General features: G+C 48.0%; 15 protein-coding genes. 13 read left to right on the top strand and 2 right to left on the bottom strand.

The window, feature by feature from the left end:
* Positions 1–6 precede the first annotated feature (6 nt).
* The 13 genes from hisD (at position 7) to HMPREF9446_RS03495 (ending at position 16,374) form a co-directional block, all read left to right on the top strand.
* Positions 7–1,299 carry a histidinol dehydrogenase gene (hisD, locus tag HMPREF9446_RS03555; RefSeq protein ID WP_009124050.1) on the top strand — a complete coding sequence of 431 codons (1,293 nt, stop codon included), beginning with the start codon at positions 7–9 and terminating at the stop codon, positions 1,297–1,299.
* A 64-nt stretch (positions 1,300–1,363) separates the two neighbouring features.
* Entirely contained in the window at positions 1,364–2,407 is a 1,044-nt protein-coding gene (gene hisC / locus HMPREF9446_RS03550) for a histidinol-phosphate transaminase (protein WP_009124049.1), read from the top strand.
* A 26-nt stretch (positions 2,408–2,433) separates the two neighbouring features.
* Entirely contained in the window at positions 2,434–3,582 is a 1,149-nt protein-coding gene (gene hisB, locus HMPREF9446_RS03545) for a bifunctional histidinol-phosphatase/imidazoleglycerol-phosphate dehydratase HisB (RefSeq protein ID WP_039968400.1), read from the top strand.
* 145 nt (positions 3,583–3,727) lie between these two features.
* Positions 3,728–5,215: a TolC family protein gene (locus HMPREF9446_RS03540; protein WP_009124046.1), complete on the top strand. Its 1,488-nt coding sequence runs from the start codon at positions 3,728–3,730 to the stop codon at positions 5,213–5,215.
* A gap of 138 nt (positions 5,216–5,353) precedes the next feature.
* On the top strand, positions 5,354–6,709 hold the full coding sequence (locus HMPREF9446_RS03535; RefSeq protein WP_009124045.1) for a sigma-54-dependent transcriptional regulator: 1,356 nt from the start codon (positions 5,354–5,356) through the stop codon (positions 6,707–6,709).
* 5 nt (positions 6,710–6,714) lie between these two features.
* The gene (locus HMPREF9446_RS03530; protein ID WP_009124044.1) at positions 6,715–8,028 is read left to right on the top strand and encodes a sensor histidine kinase; all 1,314 of its coding nucleotides are present in this window, start codon (positions 6,715–6,717) and stop codon (positions 8,026–8,028) included.
* A 534-nt stretch (positions 8,029–8,562) separates the two neighbouring features.
* Positions 8,563–11,121 carry a DUF5686 and carboxypeptidase-like regulatory domain-containing protein gene (locus tag HMPREF9446_RS03525; protein WP_009124043.1) on the top strand — a complete coding sequence of 853 codons (2,559 nt, stop codon included), beginning with the start codon at positions 8,563–8,565 and terminating at the stop codon, positions 11,119–11,121.
* A gap of 107 nt (positions 11,122–11,228) precedes the next feature.
* Positions 11,229–12,518 (top strand): inositol-3-phosphate synthase, encoded by a 1,290-nt coding sequence (locus tag HMPREF9446_RS03520; RefSeq protein WP_039968486.1) that lies wholly within the window; start codon positions 11,229–11,231, stop codon positions 12,516–12,518.
* A gap of 120 nt (positions 12,519–12,638) precedes the next feature.
* A complete protein-coding gene (locus tag HMPREF9446_RS03515; protein ID WP_009124041.1) occupies positions 12,639–13,112 on the top strand; it encodes a phosphatidylglycerophosphatase A family protein in 474 nt (157 codons plus the stop codon).
* On the top strand, positions 13,097–13,624 hold the full coding sequence (locus HMPREF9446_RS03510) for a GtrA family protein (RefSeq protein WP_009124040.1): 528 nt from the start codon (positions 13,097–13,099) through the stop codon (positions 13,622–13,624). Before HMPREF9446_RS03515 ends, HMPREF9446_RS03510 begins: the two co-directional genes overlap by 16 nt.
* Positions 13,614–14,264, top strand: coding sequence for a CDP-alcohol phosphatidyltransferase family protein (locus HMPREF9446_RS03505; protein ID WP_009124039.1), 651 nt, complete (start codon positions 13,614–13,616; stop codon positions 14,262–14,264). Before HMPREF9446_RS03510 ends, HMPREF9446_RS03505 begins: the two co-directional genes overlap by 11 nt.
* Positions 14,264–15,196, top strand: coding sequence for a phosphoinositol dihydroceramide synthase (locus HMPREF9446_RS03500; RefSeq protein ID WP_039968484.1), 933 nt, complete (start codon positions 14,264–14,266; stop codon positions 15,194–15,196). Before HMPREF9446_RS03505 ends, HMPREF9446_RS03500 begins: the two co-directional genes overlap by 1 nt.
* Positions 15,197–15,201: 5 nt before the next feature.
* On the top strand, positions 15,202–16,374 hold the full coding sequence (locus HMPREF9446_RS03495; protein WP_009124037.1) for an iron-containing alcohol dehydrogenase: 1,173 nt from the start codon (positions 15,202–15,204) through the stop codon (positions 16,372–16,374).
* Between the two features lie 81 nt (positions 16,375–16,455).
* Here HMPREF9446_RS03495 and HMPREF9446_RS03490 read toward each other — a convergent pair whose 3' ends face one another.
* Together HMPREF9446_RS03490 and HMPREF9446_RS03485 are read right to left on the bottom strand one after the other, a co-directional pair.
* Complete coding sequence (locus HMPREF9446_RS03490; RefSeq protein ID WP_009124036.1) at positions 16,456–18,030, bottom strand: Rne/Rng family ribonuclease; 1,575 nt, start codon at positions 18,028–18,030, stop codon at positions 16,456–16,458.
* A 255-nt stretch (positions 18,031–18,285) separates the two neighbouring features.
* On the bottom strand, positions 18,286–18,561 hold the full coding sequence (locus HMPREF9446_RS03485) for an HU family DNA-binding protein (RefSeq protein ID WP_009124034.1): 276 nt from the start codon (positions 18,559–18,561) through the stop codon (positions 18,286–18,288).
* Between the last annotated feature and the right edge of the window lie 54 nt (positions 18,562–18,615).

Below are 18,615 nucleotides of genomic sequence, written 5' to 3'. Positions count from 1 at the left end.
TTTATTATGATTCTGATATCAAATCCAGATCAATCACAATGGACTGAAATGCTGAAGCGCCCGGTGATGAATACCGAAAATCTGTTCGATACGGTACGGAGCATCATCAATCGTGTAAAGGCAGAAGGCGACCGGGCTGTCCTGGAATATGAAGAGAAGTTTGACAAGGCAATTCTGAGTTCACTTGTCGTGTCGGCTGAAGAGCAGGCGGAGGCCGAAACGCTGGTTAGCGAAGATTTGCAGGCGGCTATCCGGCTGGCGAAACAGAACATCGAAACCTTTCATGCCGCACAACGCTTTGAAGGGAAAAAAGTAGAGACACAACCGGGAGTTGCCTGTTGGCAGAAAGCTGTTGCCATAGAGAAAGTGGGACTGTATATCCCGGGGGGAACGGCTCCGCTGTTTTCTACTGTGCTGATGCTTGCCGTTCCCGCCAAGATTGCCGGATGCAAGGAGATTGTACTTTGTACCCCTCCGGGCAAAGACGGTAAGGTGCATCCTGCCGTGCTGTTTGCGGCGAAAGTTGCCGGTGTGAGCCGTATCTTCAAGGTCGGTGGTGTGCAGGCCATTGCTGCCATGGCGTATGGTACGGAGAGTGTACCTAAAGTATATAAGATTTTTGGTCCTGGAAACCAGTATGTTACAGCGGCCAAGCAATTGGTAAGTCTGCGTGACGTTGCGATTGATATGCCCGCAGGACCTTCCGAGGTGGAGGTGTTGGCGGATGAGACTGCCAATCCGGTATTTGTCGCGGCTGATTTGTTGAGCCAGGCAGAACACGGGGCGGATAGCCAGGCAGTGCTGGTTACTACTTCTGCCCGTTTGCAGCAAGCGGTGAAAGAGGAGGTGGAGCGCCAGTTGGCTCTGCTGCCGCGTAAGGAGATTGCGGAACAATCATTGGCCAACAGTAAGCTGATTGTGGTACGCAGCCTGGAGGAGGCCATTGAACTGACCAATGCCTATGCTCCCGAACACCTGATCATCGAGACAGCCGACTATATGTCTGTTGCAGGCAAGGTTGTGAATGCTGGTTCGGTTTTCTTGGGCTCATTGAGTCCGGAAAGTGCCGGGGACTATGCTTCGGGCACCAACCATACCTTGCCGACAAATGGTTATGCCAAAGCTTACAGCGGTGTCAGTCTGGATAGTTTTATCCGTAAGATAACTTTTCAGGAAATCAAGCCGGAGGGAATCAGGGCTATCGGTCCTGCCATTGAAGTAATGGCCGCCAATGAACAGTTGGCTGCGCACAAAAATGCAGTCACTGTGAGACTGAAGGAATTGGAGATTGAAAATTGATTTCGTACACTCATGGAGGAGACAGATAAAAGATAGAGATATGAATCGTTAAATCGTAAATAACATGTTGAAAACATTGCAAGAACTTACCCGTCCGAATATCTGGCGCTTGAAACCGTACTCTTCGGCACGCGACGAATATAATGGTGCGGCTGCATCCGTATTTCTCGATGCCAACGAGAATCCGTATAATCTGCCGCACAACCGTTATCCGGATCCTATGCAGAGGGATTTAAAAAAGGCATTGTCCAAGATAAAGAAAGTAAACCCGGAAAACATTTTTTTAGGCAACGGCAGCGACGAGGCTATCGACCTTGTATTTCGTGCTTTCTGCGAGCCTCGTGTGGACAATGTGGTTGCCATCGACCCTACATACGGCATGTACCAGGTTTGTGCGGAGATAAATGATGTGGAGTACCGCAAGGTGCTGCTCGACGAGAACTTTCAGTTTTCAGCAGATCGGTTGCTGGAAGCGGCGGACGGGCATACCAAGCTGATTTTCATTTGCTCTCCCAACAATCCTACCGGGAATGACCTTCTCCGCGGCGAAATAGAGAAACTGGTTCGTGGTTTTGATGGTTTGGTCATATTGGATGAAGCCTACAATGATTTCTCGGAAGCTCCTTCCTTTCTGGAAGAATTGGGCAGATACCCCAATCTCATAGTTCTCCAGACTTTTTCCAAAGCATGGGGATGTGCGGCTATCCGTCTGGGTATGGCATTCGCCTCGGCGGAAATCATCGGTATTCTCAGTAAGATAAAGTATCCTTATAATGTGAATGAACTGACTCAGAAACAGGCTTTGGAGATGCTGCACCGCTATTATGAGATAGAGCGTTGGATAAAGACGCTGAAGGAGGCGCGTGAAGAGCTGGAGGCAGAGTTTATGCAGTTGCCTTGTTGCGTAAGGATATTCCCTTCGGATGCTAACTTTTTCTTGGCGCGTGTAACGGATGCGGTGGCGATTTATAATTTTCTGGTAGGGAAGGGGATTATCGTCCGTAACCGTAATTCTGTTTCTTTGTGCGGAAACTGCCTGCGTGTGACGGTGGGGACAAGAGTGGAAAATGAGAAACTGATTGAGGCGTTGAAGAGTTTCCCGCAATAGCAGGGGATGATAATATGGAAAAATTTATGAAGAAACTATTATTTATAGACCGTGACGGTACATTGGTCATTGAGCCGCCGGTGGATTATCAGTTGGATGCTTTGGAAAAGCTTGAATTTTATCCGAAAGTCATGCGTAACCTTGGCTTCATCCGCAGCAAACTGGATTTTGAGTTTGTCATGGTGACGAACCAGGACGGACTGGGTACGGCATCTTTTCCGGAAGAGACTTTCTGGCCGGCACACAATCTGATGATGAAAACGTTGGAGGGGGAAGGCATTACGTTCGATGAGGTTTGTATTGACCGCAGTATGCCGGAAGACCTTGCCCCGACACGTAAGCCCCGTACGGGCATGCTGACGAAGTATCTGGATAACCCGGATTACGACTTGGCAAACAGTTTTGTGATAGGAGACCGCCCTACAGATGTGGAACTGGCAAAGAATCTGGGATGTCGGGCCATTCTTCTGCAGGATGATACCGCTTGCCTGAAGCCCAAAGCAGAAGGTGGAGAAGCTGCCTGCGAAGGTCTGGAATCAGTCTGCATGCTTGCGACAAAAGATTGGGACAAGATTGCCGAATTCCTTTTCGCCGGTGAGCGGAAGGCGGAAATACGCCGTACTACGAAAGAGACGGATATCTATGTGGCTGTGAATCTTGATGGCAACGGAGCATGTGATATCCACACCGGGCTTGGATTCTTTGACCACATGCTGGAGCAGATAGGCAAACATGGCGGTCTGGATCTGACTGTCCGTGTGAAGGGCGATTTGGAAGTGGACGAGCATCACACCATAGAAGACACGGCGCTTGCGTTGGGTGAATGCCTGTACCGGGCATTGGGCAGCAAGCGGGGCATCGAGAGGTATGGCTACGCCCTGCCTATGGATGATTGCCTGTGTCAGGTATGTCTTGACTTCGGGGGGCGTCCCTGGCTGGTGTGGGATGCCGGGTTCAAGCGCGAAAAGATAGGAGAGATGCCTACGGAGATGTTTCTGCATTTCTTTAAGTCATTGAGCGACGCAGCCAGGATGAATCTTAATATCAAAGCAGAGGGGCAGAACGAACACCATAAAATAGAGGGGATTTTCAAGGCACTGGCGCGTGCGCTCAAGATGGCCGTGAAACGGGACATTTACCATTACGAATTGCCAAGTTCGAAAGGGGTACTGTAAAAGTCTCCTCCGGAGATGTGGGGCTCTCTGTTCGTTTGCGGACATCTCTACTGTCCGAAAACGAACACTTACCCCTCTCCGGTACCATTCTTGCCGCTTGGCACGGTCTTTGCTTTTCTTCTGGCGGAAACTTTAAAGACCGAACATGAAAAAGAATATTTTACTTATAGCTTGTTTTTTAATGCCGTTGGCCGTTTCGGCACAGAACGATGCGCGGGAACATGAACGTGACATTACCCTGGCGGAGGCCATTGCCTTGGCGCGTACCCAGTCTGTAGATGCTGCCGTTGCTCTGAATGAGTTGAAAACCGCTTATTGGGAATACCGTACTTTCCGTGCGGACCTGTTGCCGGAAGTGAATTTCACCGGAACGTTGCCCAACTACAACAAATCATACAATACCTATCAGAACTCCGACGGTTCCTACAGTTTCGTCCGTAACAATACGTTAGGTTTGTCCGGCCAGCTTTCCATTGACCAGAATATCTGGTTTACGGGAGGTAAGTTGTCTCTGGCTTCTTCGCTGGATTATATCAAGCAGTTGGGATCCGGGGGCAACAAACAATTTATGTCCGTTCCCGTGAGCCTTGAGTTGACCCAGCCTGTCTTCGGGGTCAATAACCTGAAGTGGAACCGTCGCATCGAGCCGGTGCGCTATGCAGAGGCAAAGGCTGCCTTTATTTCGGCCACGGAAGAAGTGACGATGAAGACCATCACTTATTTCTTCCAGCTGCTGTTGGCCAAAGAAGCGCTTGCCACGGCGGAACAGAACAAGACGAACGCCGACCGCCTTTATGAAGTGGCTATCGCCAAACGTAAAATGGGGCAGATTTCGGAGAACGATCTGCTGCAGCTTAAATTGAATGCCTTGCAGGGGAAAGCCGATGTGACGGAATCGGAAAGTAATCTGAATGCCAAGATGTTCCAGCTCCGTTCGTTCTTGGGAGTGTCCGAGCAGGATGTCCTGAATCCGGTATTGCCGGCTTCCGTTCCCGATATAAAGATGGAGTACGACCGGGTACTGAACAAGGCATTGGAACGTAACTCTTTTGCACAGAATATCCGCCGCCGCCAGCTGGAGGCCGACTATGAAGTTGCCACGGCGCGGGGAAACCTGAGGAGCATTGACCTTTTTGCCAGTGTGGGTTATACCGGGCAGAATCATGAGTTCTCCTCTGCCTATCAGGACTTACTTGATAACCAGATTGTGAAAGTGGGTGTGAAGATACCTATCCTCGACTGGGGAAAACGCCGAGGAAAGGTGCGGGTGGCAAAGAGCAACCGTGAAGTGGTTCTGTCGAAGCTCCGCCAGGAACAGATGGATTTCAACCAGGATATTTTCCTGTTGGTGGCAAACTTCAATAACCAGGCGCAACAGTTGGATATTGCGGAAGAGGCCGATGCGATTGCCGAGAAACGTTATCAGACCAGTGTGGAGACCTTTATGATTGGCAAAATCAGCACACTGGACTTGAATGATGCGCAAAACTCTAAGGATGAGGCCCGGCAGAAACACATTTCGGAACTTTATTACTTCTGGTACTACTTCTATCAACTCCGCAGCCTCACTCTTTGGGACTTTGAACGCAATACTGAGTTGGAAGCAGACTTTGATGACATTGTAAGGGGGTGACCGGAAAGTTATAAGTTATCAGTTATCGGGCTGAAAATAAGAATATAGTGTACTGTTGCAGGCAAATAACCGATAACTTATAATCAAGAACTGTATTTTTTTCTTTATTTTTGCGAGAAACAAACTGCAAAATCCATTATGATACTGATAATAGACGATGATAGCGCTGTACGTTCTTCACTTAGTTTTATGTTGAAACGTGCCGGATACGAAGTAAAGACTGCTCCGGGACCCCGCGAGGCTATGGACATGGTCCGTGCCGAAGAACCTGCCTTGATATTGATGGACATGAATTTCACTCTTTCCACTACCGGAGAAGAGGGACTCACGCTGTTGAAGCAGGTAAAGGTCTTTCGTCCCGGCGTGCCGGTCATTCTGATGACGGCCTGGGGGAGCATTCAGCTGGCCGTGCAGGGCATGCAGGCGGGAGCTTTCGATTTCATCACCAAGCCGTGGAACAATGCAGCCTTGTTGCAGCGCATAGAAACCGCCCTGGAACTGACCGCTGCTCCGAAGGAGGTTTCCGAAGAAGCGGGCAGCGCTTTGAACCGCAGCCACATTATCGGAAAGTCGAAAGGTTTGACGGATGTGTTGGATACGGTTGCCCGCATAGCCCGCACCAATGCTTCCGTACTTATCACGGGAGAAAGCGGAACCGGCAAGGAACTGATTGCGGAAGCCATTCACATCAACAGCCAGCGTTTGAAGCAGCCTTTTGTGAAAGTTAATCTTGGCGGCATCTCACAAAGCCTGTTCGAGAGTGAGATGTTCGGGCACAAGAAAGGTGCGTTTACCGATGCGAGCGCCGACCGTATAGGCCGTTTCGAGATGGCAAACAAAGGTACTATCTTTCTGGATGAGATAGGGGATCTTGCCCCGTCTTGCCAAGTGAAACTGTTGAGAGTGTTGCAGGACCAGACTTTCGAGGTCTTGGGCGACAGCCGTCCCCGAAAGGTAGATGTGCGTGTGGTGTCCGCTACCAATGCCGATTTGCGCAAGATGGTTGCCGAACGCACTTTCCGCGAAGATTTGTTCTATCGCATCAATCTGATAACCGTAAAATTGCCTTCCTTGCGTGAGCGCCGTGAAGATATCCCCCTGTTGGTACGTCATTTTGCCGACCGCCAGGCCGAGGCAAACGGTCTGCCGCATACGGATTTCTCGGCAGATGCGCTGAACTTCCTTTCACGCCTGCCTTATCCGGGCAATATCCGTGAATTGAAGAATCTGGTGGAACGGACGATTCTGGTCAGCGGGAAGCCGGTGCTGGACGCCTCTGACTTTGATGCCCAGTATATGCGGCATGACGAACCGGCAAAAGCGGCCGAAGGCACCTCGTTTGCCGGTATGACGCTGGATGAAATAGAACGGCAGACTATCTTGCAGGCTTTGGAACTGCATAAAGGAAATCTCAGCCAGGTGGCCGTGACATTAGGAATCAGCCGTGCGGCACTTTATCGCCGGTTGGAAAAATATAACATAAATTATGAGTAACTCCCGTGCGCATTAAATTCTTCTTTTTCATACTCGTTCTCTTTCTGCTCGGTCTGGGCGGATCGCTGATTTATTTTGTCGGCAAGATGCACTTTATGCACCTGTATATCATCGAGGTGTTGATTGCATTCATACTGATTTATCTGATAGTGTTCTATCGTAAAATAGTGAAGCCGATGAATACGATTGGCAGTGGTATGGAATTATTGCGCGAGCAGGATTTCAGCAGCCGCCTCAGCCGGGTGGGGCAGTACGAGGCGGACCGAATCGTGAATATATTCAACCGCATGATGGAACAGCTCAAGAATGAGCGGCTGAGGATGCGCGAGCAGAATCACTTCCTGGACTTGCTTATTCAAGCCTCCCCGATGGGAGTTGTCATCACGAATATGGACGGTGAGGTATCCCAAGTGAATCCGATGGCTGTGAAAATGCTCGGAGTACGGCTGGAAGAGGCGACGGGTAAACGGCTGGAACAGGTGGACTCTCCTTTGGCTGCCGAGCTGGCGACTATCCCCAAAGATGAAACGGCGGTGGTTCGGCTGAACGACGCCAATGTCTATAAATGTACCCATTCTTTTTTTATTGACCGGGGGTTCAGACATCCTTTCTTTTTGATAGAACGCATGACGGAGGAAGTGATGCGTGCCGAGAAACGGGCGTACGAGAAGGTGATCCGCATGATTGCCCATGAGGTAAACAACACGACTGCGGGTATCACTTCCACGCTGGACACCGTGGAGCAGGTACTTTCTGCGGAAGATGACATGGAGGACATTTGCGACGTGATGCGTGTCTGTACGGAACGTTGTTTTTCGATGAGCCGCTTCATCACCCGTTTTGCAGATGTGGTGAAGATTCCCGAACCTACTTTGGCGCCTGTACGGCTGAATGAATTGGTATCTATGTGCAAGCGTTTTATGGAGGGCATGTGCAACGACAGGCAGATTGCCCTGCGCCTGGAATGTGATCCGGAAGTGGGAACGGTCCGCCTGGATGCTTCCCTCTTTGAACAGGTACTGGTAAATATCATCAAGAATGCCGCTGAAAGTATAGAGGGGGACGCCGGGCGGGACAAGCCGGGAGAGATTATAGTTAGGACCACTGCCCCCGCTTATATAGAAATCGTCGACAATGGTCCCGGAATTGGCAAAGAGGCCGAAGCTAAACTCTTCAGCCCCTTCTTTTCCACCAAGCCGAACGGGCAGGGAATCGGCCTGGTGTTTATCCGTGAAGTACTGACCCGTCATGGTTGTACATTCTCCCTACGTACCTGCAATGATGGCTTGACTCGCTTCCGGATTCTATTTAACGCTTGATCATATCAATTTCCGTGTAATAACCTACGCGCAAGGGGATTTCTGCCATGAAAGAACGTAAATGAGGACATCCGGTGAATAATTTCCATCCATGCGGTGTATTATATCTTTCCTTGCATGAAATTAATCGTCCGATATATGTTTCCTATTCGTCCGACAGCTGTTGAATTATCGTCCGACAGTTGTTGAATTATCGTCCGACAACTGTCGGACGAATAAATATTGGCAAGGGAAAAAATAGTGGCCTGCATTTCCGGCCATACTTCTTCGGATCGTTCAAATTAATAGGTACCGGTGCCCGATTGTCTTATATCAGCAGGCCGACAGCAAACAGGAAAAGTAGAAAGAATACAGATTTTATCGGACCGGGTACGGCATCGATGCTCCTTCAGGCCTCGTTTCGCTATACAACGGCTTTTAACGTGAAGTGTTTGGAGGAAAAGTGGTTTTTTAGAACATTTATTCCGTAAAACCGAACTTTTAGAAAAAGTTTTCTTCCGTACCTTTGCGGACTAAATCAGGTAAAGATTGGGTATGAAATTGTTTTTTAGGGTATTTCTGTTCATGCAGCTGGTTATTCTGCCGTTGCAGGCGCAGTATAGGGTGCAGGGCGTTGTCACCGACTCATTGACCAAGGAGCCGCTGCCTTATATGTCCGTTTATCTGAAAGGGACTACGGAAGGGGGCATGACCGACAATGAGGGCCGTTTCTCCTTCAAGACTTACCGTCCGGAAGCCACATTGGTCGTTTCGGCCGTGGGGTATAATGAATATGCATGTTTGATACATCCTGCGCGGGCCGAGCGTTTGAAGATAGCGCTCTCTCCGGCTACTTATGCGTTGAACGAAGTCGTGGTGAAGCCTAAACGGGAGCGCTATAGGAAAAAGGACAACCCGGCTGTGGAATTTGTGCGGAGGATGATCGAGCATCGGGATGACTATTCTCCCGACGAGCGTGACTTCTGGCAACGTGACCGTTACGAGAAGATGACGTTTGCCATCAATAATTTTGATAGCTTGAAGCAGCAGAAATGGATTTACCGTAAATTCAAGTTCCTGACGGACTATGTAGATACATCGGCCGTGACGGGCAAGCCTGTATTGGCCATCTCCAACCGCGAGCTGCTTGCAACGGATTACTACCGCAGGTCCCCACACAGCGAGAAACAGTGGGTGCAGGCACGCAGGCAGGCGGGAGTGGACGAGATGCTGTCCCAGCAGGGCATGGAGCAGGCCATCAGCGTCACGATGACCGATGTGGATATTTATGAGAACAACATTACGCTGTTTACCAATAAGTTTGTCAGCCCGCTTTCTTCTTTGGGACCTTCTTTTTATAAATATTATCTGATGGACACGATTTCCGTTGCAGGGAGGCCATGTGTAGATTTGACGTTCGTGCCGTTCAATTCCGAATCGTTCGGTTTTACGGGACATTTGTATGTCATGCTCGACAGCACTTACTTTGTCCGGCGTGTAGTCATGAACTTTCCCCAAAAGATCAATCTGAACTTTGTGGACTACATGAAGATAGAACAGGATTTTGACAGGGCGGAGGATGGCACGCGGCAGCTTGTCAATGAGAGTATCACCACGGAATTCAAGCTGGTGGATAGCAGTGACGGTATCTATGCCAAACGGGATGTGTACTACCGGAATTATAAGTACGAGGCGGATGACAAGGCTTTGCAGGCGTTCCGCAAGCCGGAAAAGGTGATTGAAGATTTGACTGCTTCCGCACGGCCGGAGGCTTACTGGGATGCTAACCGCCATGTGGAGGTCAGCAAAAAGGAGACTTCCGTAGATAAGATGATGGCGCAGTTGCGTAGCTATCCTGTGTACTACTGGACAGAGAAGGTGCTGAAAGTGCTGTTCACGGGCTATATCCCTGCCCCTAAGGAGAAGGCGCCTTTGTTCTACATCGGCATGATGAATACCACTATCAGCGGAAATGCACTGGAAGGCGTGCGGTTAAGGGCGGGCGGTATGACTACGGCATGGCTGAACCCGCATTTGTTTGCCAGGGGATACATGGCCTATGGTTTCCGCGATCACCGGGTGAAGGGGCTTGCGGAACTGGAATACTCTTTCAACAGGAAAAAGGAATATGCCAATGAGTTCCCCATCCACTCGTTGAAGGCCAGTTACTTGTCCGATGTGAACCAATACGGACAACATTATCTCTACACCAGCCAGGATAATGTTTTCCTTGCTTTGAAGCGGCAGAAGGATGACCGCATCGGCTATCAGCAAAAAGCGGAGCTGACCTATACCAGTGAGTTTCATTCCGGTTTTTCCTATCAGCTGATTACCCGCCTGAGGCGTGACGAGTCTTCCCGTCTCATTCCCTTCATCAGGCAGGAGGAGGCTGCGGGAGAAGTTCCCGGCCATACTGATTATGTGAAAAGTATCCATACCAGTGAATTGGAGCTGAAGTTGCGTTATGCTCCGAATGAAAAATTTTTCCAGACACAGTGGAACCGTTTTCCGGTCTCGCTGGATGCTCCGGTATTTTCCCTCTCGCATACGATGGCCGCCAAAAATGTTTTGGGAGGCGATTACACCTATCATTATACGGAGGCGGGTTTTCAGAAACGTTTCTGGTTTTCGGCTTTCGGCTACACCGACATTATCCTGAAGGCAGGAAAAGTCTGGAACAAGGTGCCTTTCCCTTTGCTGATTATTCCGAATGCCAATTTGTCCTACACCATCCAGCCCGAATCCTATTCACTGATGAATGCAATGGAATTCATGAACGATGAATATGCTTCCTGGGATGTGACCTATTATCTGAACGGCTTTGTTTTCAACCGCATCCCCCTGCTCAAAAAGTTAAAATGGAGGGAAGTGCTTTCCTGCCGCGGATTGTACGGCAATCTGAGTGACAAGAACAACCCTGCTTTAAGTGACGGACTGTTCCGTTTTCCTGCGGGAAGTACTGTTATGGGGCATACTCCGTATGTGGAAGTGGGTGCGGGAATTGAAAATATCCTTAAAGTATTGCGCGTCGATTATGTATGGCGTTTGACTTACCGAAATTTACCGAATATCGACAAATCCGGGCTAAGAATAAGCCTGCATATGACATTTTAACTTAAATCTTACTAATAGAACATTAAATCGGATAAAATGACTAATCCCAATTGGGCAAAATACCCTAAATTTGAGCAATTTTTTAAACTCTAAATAATACAATGGCAATGAAAGAAAACATTAAACCGGCAACCGGACGTCTTGGCGTGTTGGTAGTCGGAGTAGGTGGTGCGGTTGCAACTACCATGATTACAGGTACATTGGCTGCTCGCAAGGGCTTGGCAAAAGCTATAGGCTCAATCACCCAAATGGCTACTATGCGCATGCAAGACGGCAAGGAAAAGCTTATCAAAGACGTTGTGCCTTTGGCAGATTTGAATGATATCGTTTTCGGTGGCTGGGATATCTTTCCGGACAATGCATACGAAGCTGCAATGTATGCTGAGGTTTTGAAAGAAAAAGACTTGAATCTTGTAAAAGATGAGTTGCAGGCAATCAAACCCATGCCGGCCGCTTTCGACCATAATTTTGCAAAGCGTCTGAATGGTACTCATATCAAGCATGCGGATACCCGCTGGGATATGGTGGAACAGTTGCGTGAAGATATCCGTAACTTCAAGGCTGCCAATAATTGCGAGCGTATTGCCGTGCTGTGGGCTGCAAGTACTGAAATTTATATTCCTCTGGCAAAGGAGCATGAGTCTCTCGCTTCTTTGGAAAAGGCGATGAAGGAAAACAATACCGAAGTCATCTCTCCGAGTATGTGTTACGCATACGCCGCGATTGCGGAAGGTGCCCCGTTCATCATGGGTGCTCCCAACTTGTGCGTAGATACTCCGGCTATGTGGGAGTTCTCCAAGAAAATGAATGTGCCTATCTCCGGAAAGGACTTCAAGAGTGGACAGACGTTGATGAAAACTGTTCTCGCTCCGATGTTCAAGACCCGTATGCTGGGTGTGAGCGGCTGGTTCTCTACCAACATCCTGGGTAACCGTGACGGGGAAGTGCTTGACCAACCGGAAAACTTCAAGACAAAGGAGGTCAGCAAGCTGTCCGTTATCGACAATATCTTCGAACCTGAGAAATTCCCCGACCTGTACGGTGATGTTTATCACAAAGTACGTATCAACTATTATCCTCCCCGCAAGGACAATAAGGAAGCGTGGGACAACATTGATATCTTCGGCTGGATGGGTTATCCGATGGAAATCAAAGTCAATTTCTTGTGCCGTGACTCGATCCTGGCTGCTCCTATCGCGCTTGACTTGGTAATCTTCAGTGACCTTGCATTGCGTGCAGGCATGTGTGGCATCCAGACTTGGCTGTCATTCTTCTGCAAGAGCCCGATGCATGATTTCGAGCATCAGCCTGTACACGACTTGTTCCAGCAGTGGCGTATGGTGAAAGAAACGCTCCGTAATATGGTTGGCGAGACTGCACCGAGCTATCTGGATTAAAAAATAATGATAGGATGATAGGGTGATAGAGTGATAAAAAGGTCCCGGTTCAAGACTTTTTCACCCTATTGCCCTATCATTTTACTGCTTTGCTATATTTACACCTTATCCTTTTCTTTGATGAAGAAACCCTCTCTCCTCCCTGTGATTATCGGCACGGGCTTCGGCTCGGGCTTTTCTCCTTTTGCACCCGGAACTGCGGGGGCTTTAGTGGCGGCTCTTATCTGGTTGGGGCTGTCTTTTTTAGTTTCGGAGACTTGCTTGTTATGGCTGACGGTAGCATTGGTCTTAGTGTTTACCTGGGCAGGTATATGGGCTGCCGACCGTCTGGAGGAATGCTGGGGAGAAGATCCTTCCCGTGTGGTGGTGGATGAAATGGTGGGGGTATGGATAACTCTGCTTGCGGCGCCTTCCGGACATATATGGTATGCCCTGGGGGCATTTGCGTTATTTCGTTTGTTTGATATTTTTAAGCCATTGGGCATTCGCCGGATGGAACGTTTGCCGGGTGGAGTGGGAGTGATGATGGATGATATTTTGTCCGGTGTTTATGGCTTCATTGTCTTGATTGTTATAAGATGGGTGTTGGGGTGAAAGAAAAAAGCAAGGGTGTGAAACCGCGCCATGCCGCCTGGGTCTTTTTCAAGGCACAGCTGTCTGCGCAGTTTGCAAGTTTTGTCGATTTTCTGGTCACCATTCTTTTGGTAAAAGTGTTTGAAGTATTTTACCTTTATGCCACATTTACCGGTTCCATTGTAGGTGGAGTGGTGAATTGTGTCATTAATTACGGTTGGGTGTTTCATGCGGAGAATTGCAAGAAGACACATGTCGCCGTAAAATATGTGTTCGTCTGGGGGGGCAGTATCCTGCTCAATACTTGGGGGACATTTGCCTTGACAGAATGGCTCACCGGCATGACATGGGTGAACGGTCTGTTGGGCTATTATGTTGACAATGTATTTATCCTGTCAAAGGTCGTCGTAGCTGTATTGGTCGCTTTCTTCTGGAACTATCATTTGCAGCGGGTTTTTGTTTACAGGAATCACAATATAAAGGGCTTTTTTAAACAGTATCTTGAGAATAAAAAAGATGAGTATGAATTATAGAGATTGGTTGCAACAGGTGATTTATAAGATTATCAATCCTGTTGTGCGTGGTATGATTAAGATTGGCATTACGCCCAACTTTATTACAACTACCGGACTGGTGTTGAATATCGTGGCTGCTGCCTTGTTTGTCTATGCGGGTATGTATAAAAGCGGTGAACTGGCCTATGTGGGCTGGGGGGGCGGCATTGTGCTTTTTGCCGGATTGTTTGATATGATGGACGGCCGTGTGGCGCGTGTGGGGAACATGAGCTCTACGTTCGGGGCATTGTTTGATTCGGTTCTCGACCGTTACAGCGAGCTGGTGACTCTGTTCGGTATCTTCTACTACTTGATATTGCAGGGATATCTGTGGGGTTCTATGATTACGTTCATAGCTTTGATAGGCTCGTTGATGGTAAGTTATGTGCGTGCACGTGCGGAAGGTCTTGGCCTGGAGTGTAAGGTCGGGTTCATGCAACGTCCCGAGCGTGTTGTCCTGACTGCTCTCGGCGCTATTTTCTGCGGTGTCTTTGGAGATTGCACGGCCTTCGACCCTATGTTGATATTGATTGTACCTCTGGCATTGATTGCCGTTCTGGCAAATCTGACCGCATTTGCCCGCATATCGCATTGCTATAAACTTCTGAAGAACAAATGATGGGCAATAAGTTGTTTCCTTCTGTGAAAGAGGCGGTCCTGGTGATTGTCATTACGGCATTTTTTCTGATTCTGACGGCAGCCTGTATCGGGCTCCGTCCGGAACACTTCTTGATGGCCGGTGTGTTTCTCGCCTTGTTTTTTGCGGGAAATACGACGCGTAAGCTGGCGGTGGCACTCTTGCCGTTCTTTATATTCGGCATTTCGTATGACTGGATGCGGGTATATCCCAATTATCAAGTGAATCCTATTGATGTACGGGGATTGTATGAAGCGGAGAAATCCCTTTTCGGGGTGTCGGTAAATGGTATGACGCTTATTCCTTGCGAGTATTTTGCGCTGAACCATTGCCCGGCGGCCGATTTTTTTGCGGGCGTCTTTTACTTGTGTTGGGTACCTGTGCCCATTGCTTTTGGTCTGTGGCTTTACTTGAAGGGCGACCGTAAAGTGTACCTGCGCTTTGCGATGGTATTCCTGTTGGTGAATCTCATAGGTTTTGCCGGATATTATATCCATCCGGCTGCGCCGCCCTGGTATGCCATGAACTACGGTTTTGAGCCGATACTCGATACTCCGGGCAATGTAGCGGGTCTGGGACGTTTTGACGAGTTGCTGGGCTGCTCCGTTTTCAACTCCATTTACGGCAGGAATGCCAATGTCTTTGCAGCGGTACCTTCGCTGCATGCCGCTTATATGGTGGTCGCTTTAGTTTATGCAATCATCGGCCGTAGCAAAAAATGGCTGGCAGCTGTCTTTGCTGTAATCATGGTGGGCATCTGGTGGACGGCGGTTTATTCGGGACATCATTATCTGATAGATGTACTGTTGGGCATATCTTGTGCCTTGCTGGGTATTCTGGTCTTTGAAAAAGGACTGATGAAATGGGGGGCGTTTAAGCGTTTCTTTGAAAGATACAGTAAATATATCTGCTGATAAGTATGAATAATTTCGTTTTTTATAGTCCTACCGAGTTTGTTTTCGGCAAGGATACGGAAATGCAGGTCGGTGCATTGGCACATAAATATGGCGCGCGCAAGGTTATGATAGTGTATGGCGGCGGTTCTGTTGTCCGTAGCGGTTTGCTGGACAGGGTAAAGAAATCCCTGCAAGAGTCCGGTGTCGGCTATTGTGAATTTGGAGGTATTCAGCCTAATCCCGTGGATACGAAAGTGTATGAGGGAATTGAAATATGCCGTCGCGAGCAAGTGGATATGATGCTTCCGGTAGGTGGTGGATCCGTAATCGATACGGCAAAGGCCATTGCTGCCGGTGTACCCTATGCCGGTGATTTCTGGGATTTCTTTATCGGGAGAGCCAAGGTAAGCAGGGCGTTGAAAGTGGCGGTAGTGCTGACTATTCCGGCTGCCGGCAGTGAAGGTTCCGGAAACTCGGTAATCACTAAGGTGGATACTCTTCAGAAATTGAGTCTGCGTGTGCCGGAGTTGTTGCGTCCGGTGTTCTCCATCATGAATCCGGAGTTGACTTATACTCTGCCTCCTTTCCAGACAGCATGCGGCGTTGCCGATATGATGGTACATATCATGGAACGTTATTTTACCAATACGCAGGATGTGGAAATCAGTGACAGACTTTGTGAAGGTACACTGACGGCCATTATCAAGGAAGCATATCGTCTCAAACAGAATCCGGAAGATTACGGGGCCCGTGCCAACATTATGTGGTGTGGGACTATTGCCCATAACGGTACTTGTGGCGTGGGTTGTGAGGAAGACTGGGCTTCCCATTTCCTGGAACATGAGATAAGCGCCATCTATGATGTGACGCATGGTGCCGGATTGTCCGTAGTTGTTCCGGCATGGATGACTTTTGCGGCAGAACATCATCCGAAGAAAGTAGCGCAGTTTGCCAGCCGTATTTTTGGTATTCCGGAATCGGAAGACTTGGAGGAGATGGCTTTGGCCGGAGTGGCGCGCTTGAAACATTTTTTCCGTTATCTGGGATTGCCTGTCAACTTCAAGGAGCTGGGTATTGAACATCCGGACATAGATCGGTTGGCAGAAAATCTGCACCGTAATAAGGGCGAGTTTGTCGGTAACTATGTGAAGTTGACAAAAGAAAACAGTAAAGAGATTTACCGTCTGGCTTTGTGATGACTGCCGTTTGCCTTTATTGAAAGCGGACAAGTAAAATAAAAAAGACGGCGAAGATTTTTTGTCTTCGCCGTCTTTCTTTTATTTGATTTCAATTTCTTCCTTCATATCAATCTCTTCCCCTTGCAGGTCGTAGAAGATATATTCCAGGAAAGCGAGTTTCTGGTCGGGAATAATCTTGATACCGAATCCGTACTTCATCTGCCATTTCCGTTTCAGGGAAACAAGTCCCTGATTGATATAGGCTGCAATGTACGGGTGGATGTGTAACGAGAATTTCTTTATCTTCAATTTATTGACCAGGTAGTCAATTTTACTCTCTAAGGTGTCCGTAAAGAGGATGGACGATTTGATTGTGCCTTTTCCAAAACAGGTAGGACAGGTTTCCGTAGTATTGACATCCATGGCCGGGCGCACGCGTTGGCGTGTAATCTGCATCAGCCCGAATTTACTGAGCGGTAGGATGTTATGGCGTGCCCTGTCTTTTTGCATATTCTGGCACATGCGTTCGTAAAGCTTCTGTCGGTTTTCGGCTTCGTTCATGTCAATGAAGTCCACCACGATGATACCACCCATATCTCTCAGTCGTAGCTGGCGTGCTAATTCATCGGCTGCTCCCAGATTCACTTCCAGTGCGTTGGCCTCCTGCCCGTTGGCATTTTTGATGCGGTTACCGCTGTTCACGTCCACTACGTGAAGCGCCTCGGTATGCTCAATAATCAGGTAGGCACCACTTTTGTATGAAACAGTCTTTCCGAATGAGGACTTAATCTGTTTGGTGATACCGAAATTGTCATAGATGGGAAGTTGTCCTTTGTACAGTTTCACGATTCCTGCCCGTTCAGGGGCAATGAGTGTCACATAATCCTTGATTTCATGGAAAACAGCTTCGTTGTTCACGTGGATGTTTTCAAATGAAGGATTGAACAAGTCGCGCAACAATCCGACGGCACGGCTGGTTTCTTCGTAAATCAGAGTCGGAAACTTGGTAGCTTTCTGTACCTTGGTAATGGCGTCTTCCCAGTGTTTCAGTAATACTTTAAGCTCTCCGTCAAGTTCGGCTACGCGTTTTCCCTCGGCAACGGTACGGACGATGACACCGAAGTTTTTAGGCTTGATGCTCATCAGCAATTGTTTGAGGCGGGCGCGTTCCTCGCTCGATTTAATTTTTTGTGATACGGAAACCTTGTCATTAAAGGGAATCAGCACGAGGTATCTTCCGGCAAAGGAGAGTTCGGAAGTAAGTCGCGGCCCTTTGGTTGAAATAGGCTCCTTGACAATCTGCACCACTACTTCTTGTCCTACCTTGAGTGTGTTGGAAACGGTTCCATCCTTTTCAAGGTCGGGAAGTATGGTTGCTTTCGTAATGGGATTCAGCTTTTTTTTGTCGCTTAAAGTCTGCTTTACGTACTTCTCTAATGAGTTAAATTGAGGACCTAAGTCCAGATAATGAAGAAAAGCATCTTTCTCGTAACCCACGTCCACGAAGCAGGCATTCAGGCCGGGCATCAATTTCTTGATGCGTCCTAAATACATGTTGCCCACTGAGAAGGAGATATTTCTTCCTTCGCTTTGAAGTTCCACCAGGCTCTTGTCTTCGAGGAGTGCGATGGATACCTCTTTGGGCTGTACGTCAACAACGAGTTCGCTTGTCACAATAATTGCTTTAGTTAATGATTATTCAGTAGCGTAATTGCTACTTTTGCTCTCTTAAACAAAGAACAAACTCGCGAGACATTTTGCTTCACAAGTTTGTTCTTTATTTTGTCCTTCAGACTAAAAATTACTTTTTGCTTTTATGTCTGTTCTTTCTTAGTCTTTTTTTACGCTTGTGCGTTGACATTTTATGTCTTTTTTTCTTCTTTCCGCTTGGCATAGCTTCATTTTTTTATGGGTTAATACTATTGTTTATTATTTCTTCACTGATAGGGTGAATGTTTTAGCAGGCTTAAAGGCCGGAATGTTATGTTCCGGAATAATGATTGTAGTGTTCTTGGAGATGTTGCGAGCGGTTTTCTGAGCTCTCTTCTTCACTACAAAACTACCAAACCCGCGGAGGTAAACATTTTCATCTTTAGAAAGAGATGCTTTTACTGCATCCATGAATGCTTCAACGGTTGTAAGTACTGTGACTTTGTCAATTCCGGTGTTTTTTGTAATTTCGTTTACAATATCAGCTTTAGTCATTTTTCTTTAAAAAAAATATTATTACTATAGTTTTCCTAATTTTTTGGACTGCAA

The organism is Bacteroides fluxus YIT 12057 (genome assembly GCF_000195635.1).
Classification (GTDB): Bacteria; Bacteroidota; Bacteroidia; order Bacteroidales; family Bacteroidaceae; genus Bacteroides; species Bacteroides fluxus.
This window is presented reverse-complemented; position numbering and strand designations above follow the sequence as displayed.

Coding starts and splice junctions, on each gene's coding strand:
- hisD (WP_009124050.1), top strand. CDS start 7: ATGATTCTGATATCAAATCCAGATCAATCACAATGGACTGAAATGCTG.
- hisC (WP_009124049.1), top strand. CDS start 1,364: ATGTTGAAAACATTGCAAGAACTTACCCGTCCGAATATCTGGCGCTTG.
- hisB (WP_039968400.1), top strand. CDS start 2,434: ATGAAGAAACTATTATTTATAGACCGTGACGGTACATTGGTCATTGAG.
- HMPREF9446_RS03540 (WP_009124046.1), top strand. CDS start 3,728: ATGAAAAAGAATATTTTACTTATAGCTTGTTTTTTAATGCCGTTGGCC.
- HMPREF9446_RS03535 (WP_009124045.1), top strand. CDS start 5,354: ATGATACTGATAATAGACGATGATAGCGCTGTACGTTCTTCACTTAGT.
- HMPREF9446_RS03525 (WP_009124043.1), top strand. CDS start 8,563: ATGAAATTGTTTTTTAGGGTATTTCTGTTCATGCAGCTGGTTATTCTG.
- HMPREF9446_RS03520 (WP_039968486.1), top strand. CDS start 11,229: ATGAAAGAAAACATTAAACCGGCAACCGGACGTCTTGGCGTGTTGGTA.
- HMPREF9446_RS03515 (WP_009124041.1), top strand. CDS start 12,639: ATGAAGAAACCCTCTCTCCTCCCTGTGATTATCGGCACGGGCTTCGGC.
- HMPREF9446_RS03510 (WP_009124040.1), top strand. CDS start 13,097: ATGGGTGTTGGGGTGAAAGAAAAAAGCAAGGGTGTGAAACCGCGCCAT.
- HMPREF9446_RS03505 (WP_009124039.1), top strand. CDS start 13,614: ATGAATTATAGAGATTGGTTGCAACAGGTGATTTATAAGATTATCAAT.
- HMPREF9446_RS03500 (WP_039968484.1), top strand. CDS start 14,264: ATGGGCAATAAGTTGTTTCCTTCTGTGAAAGAGGCGGTCCTGGTGATT.
- HMPREF9446_RS03495 (WP_009124037.1), top strand. CDS start 15,202: ATGAATAATTTCGTTTTTTATAGTCCTACCGAGTTTGTTTTCGGCAAG.
- HMPREF9446_RS03485 (WP_009124034.1), bottom strand. CDS start 18,561: ATGACTAAAGCTGATATTGTAAACGAAATTACAAAAAACACCGGAATT.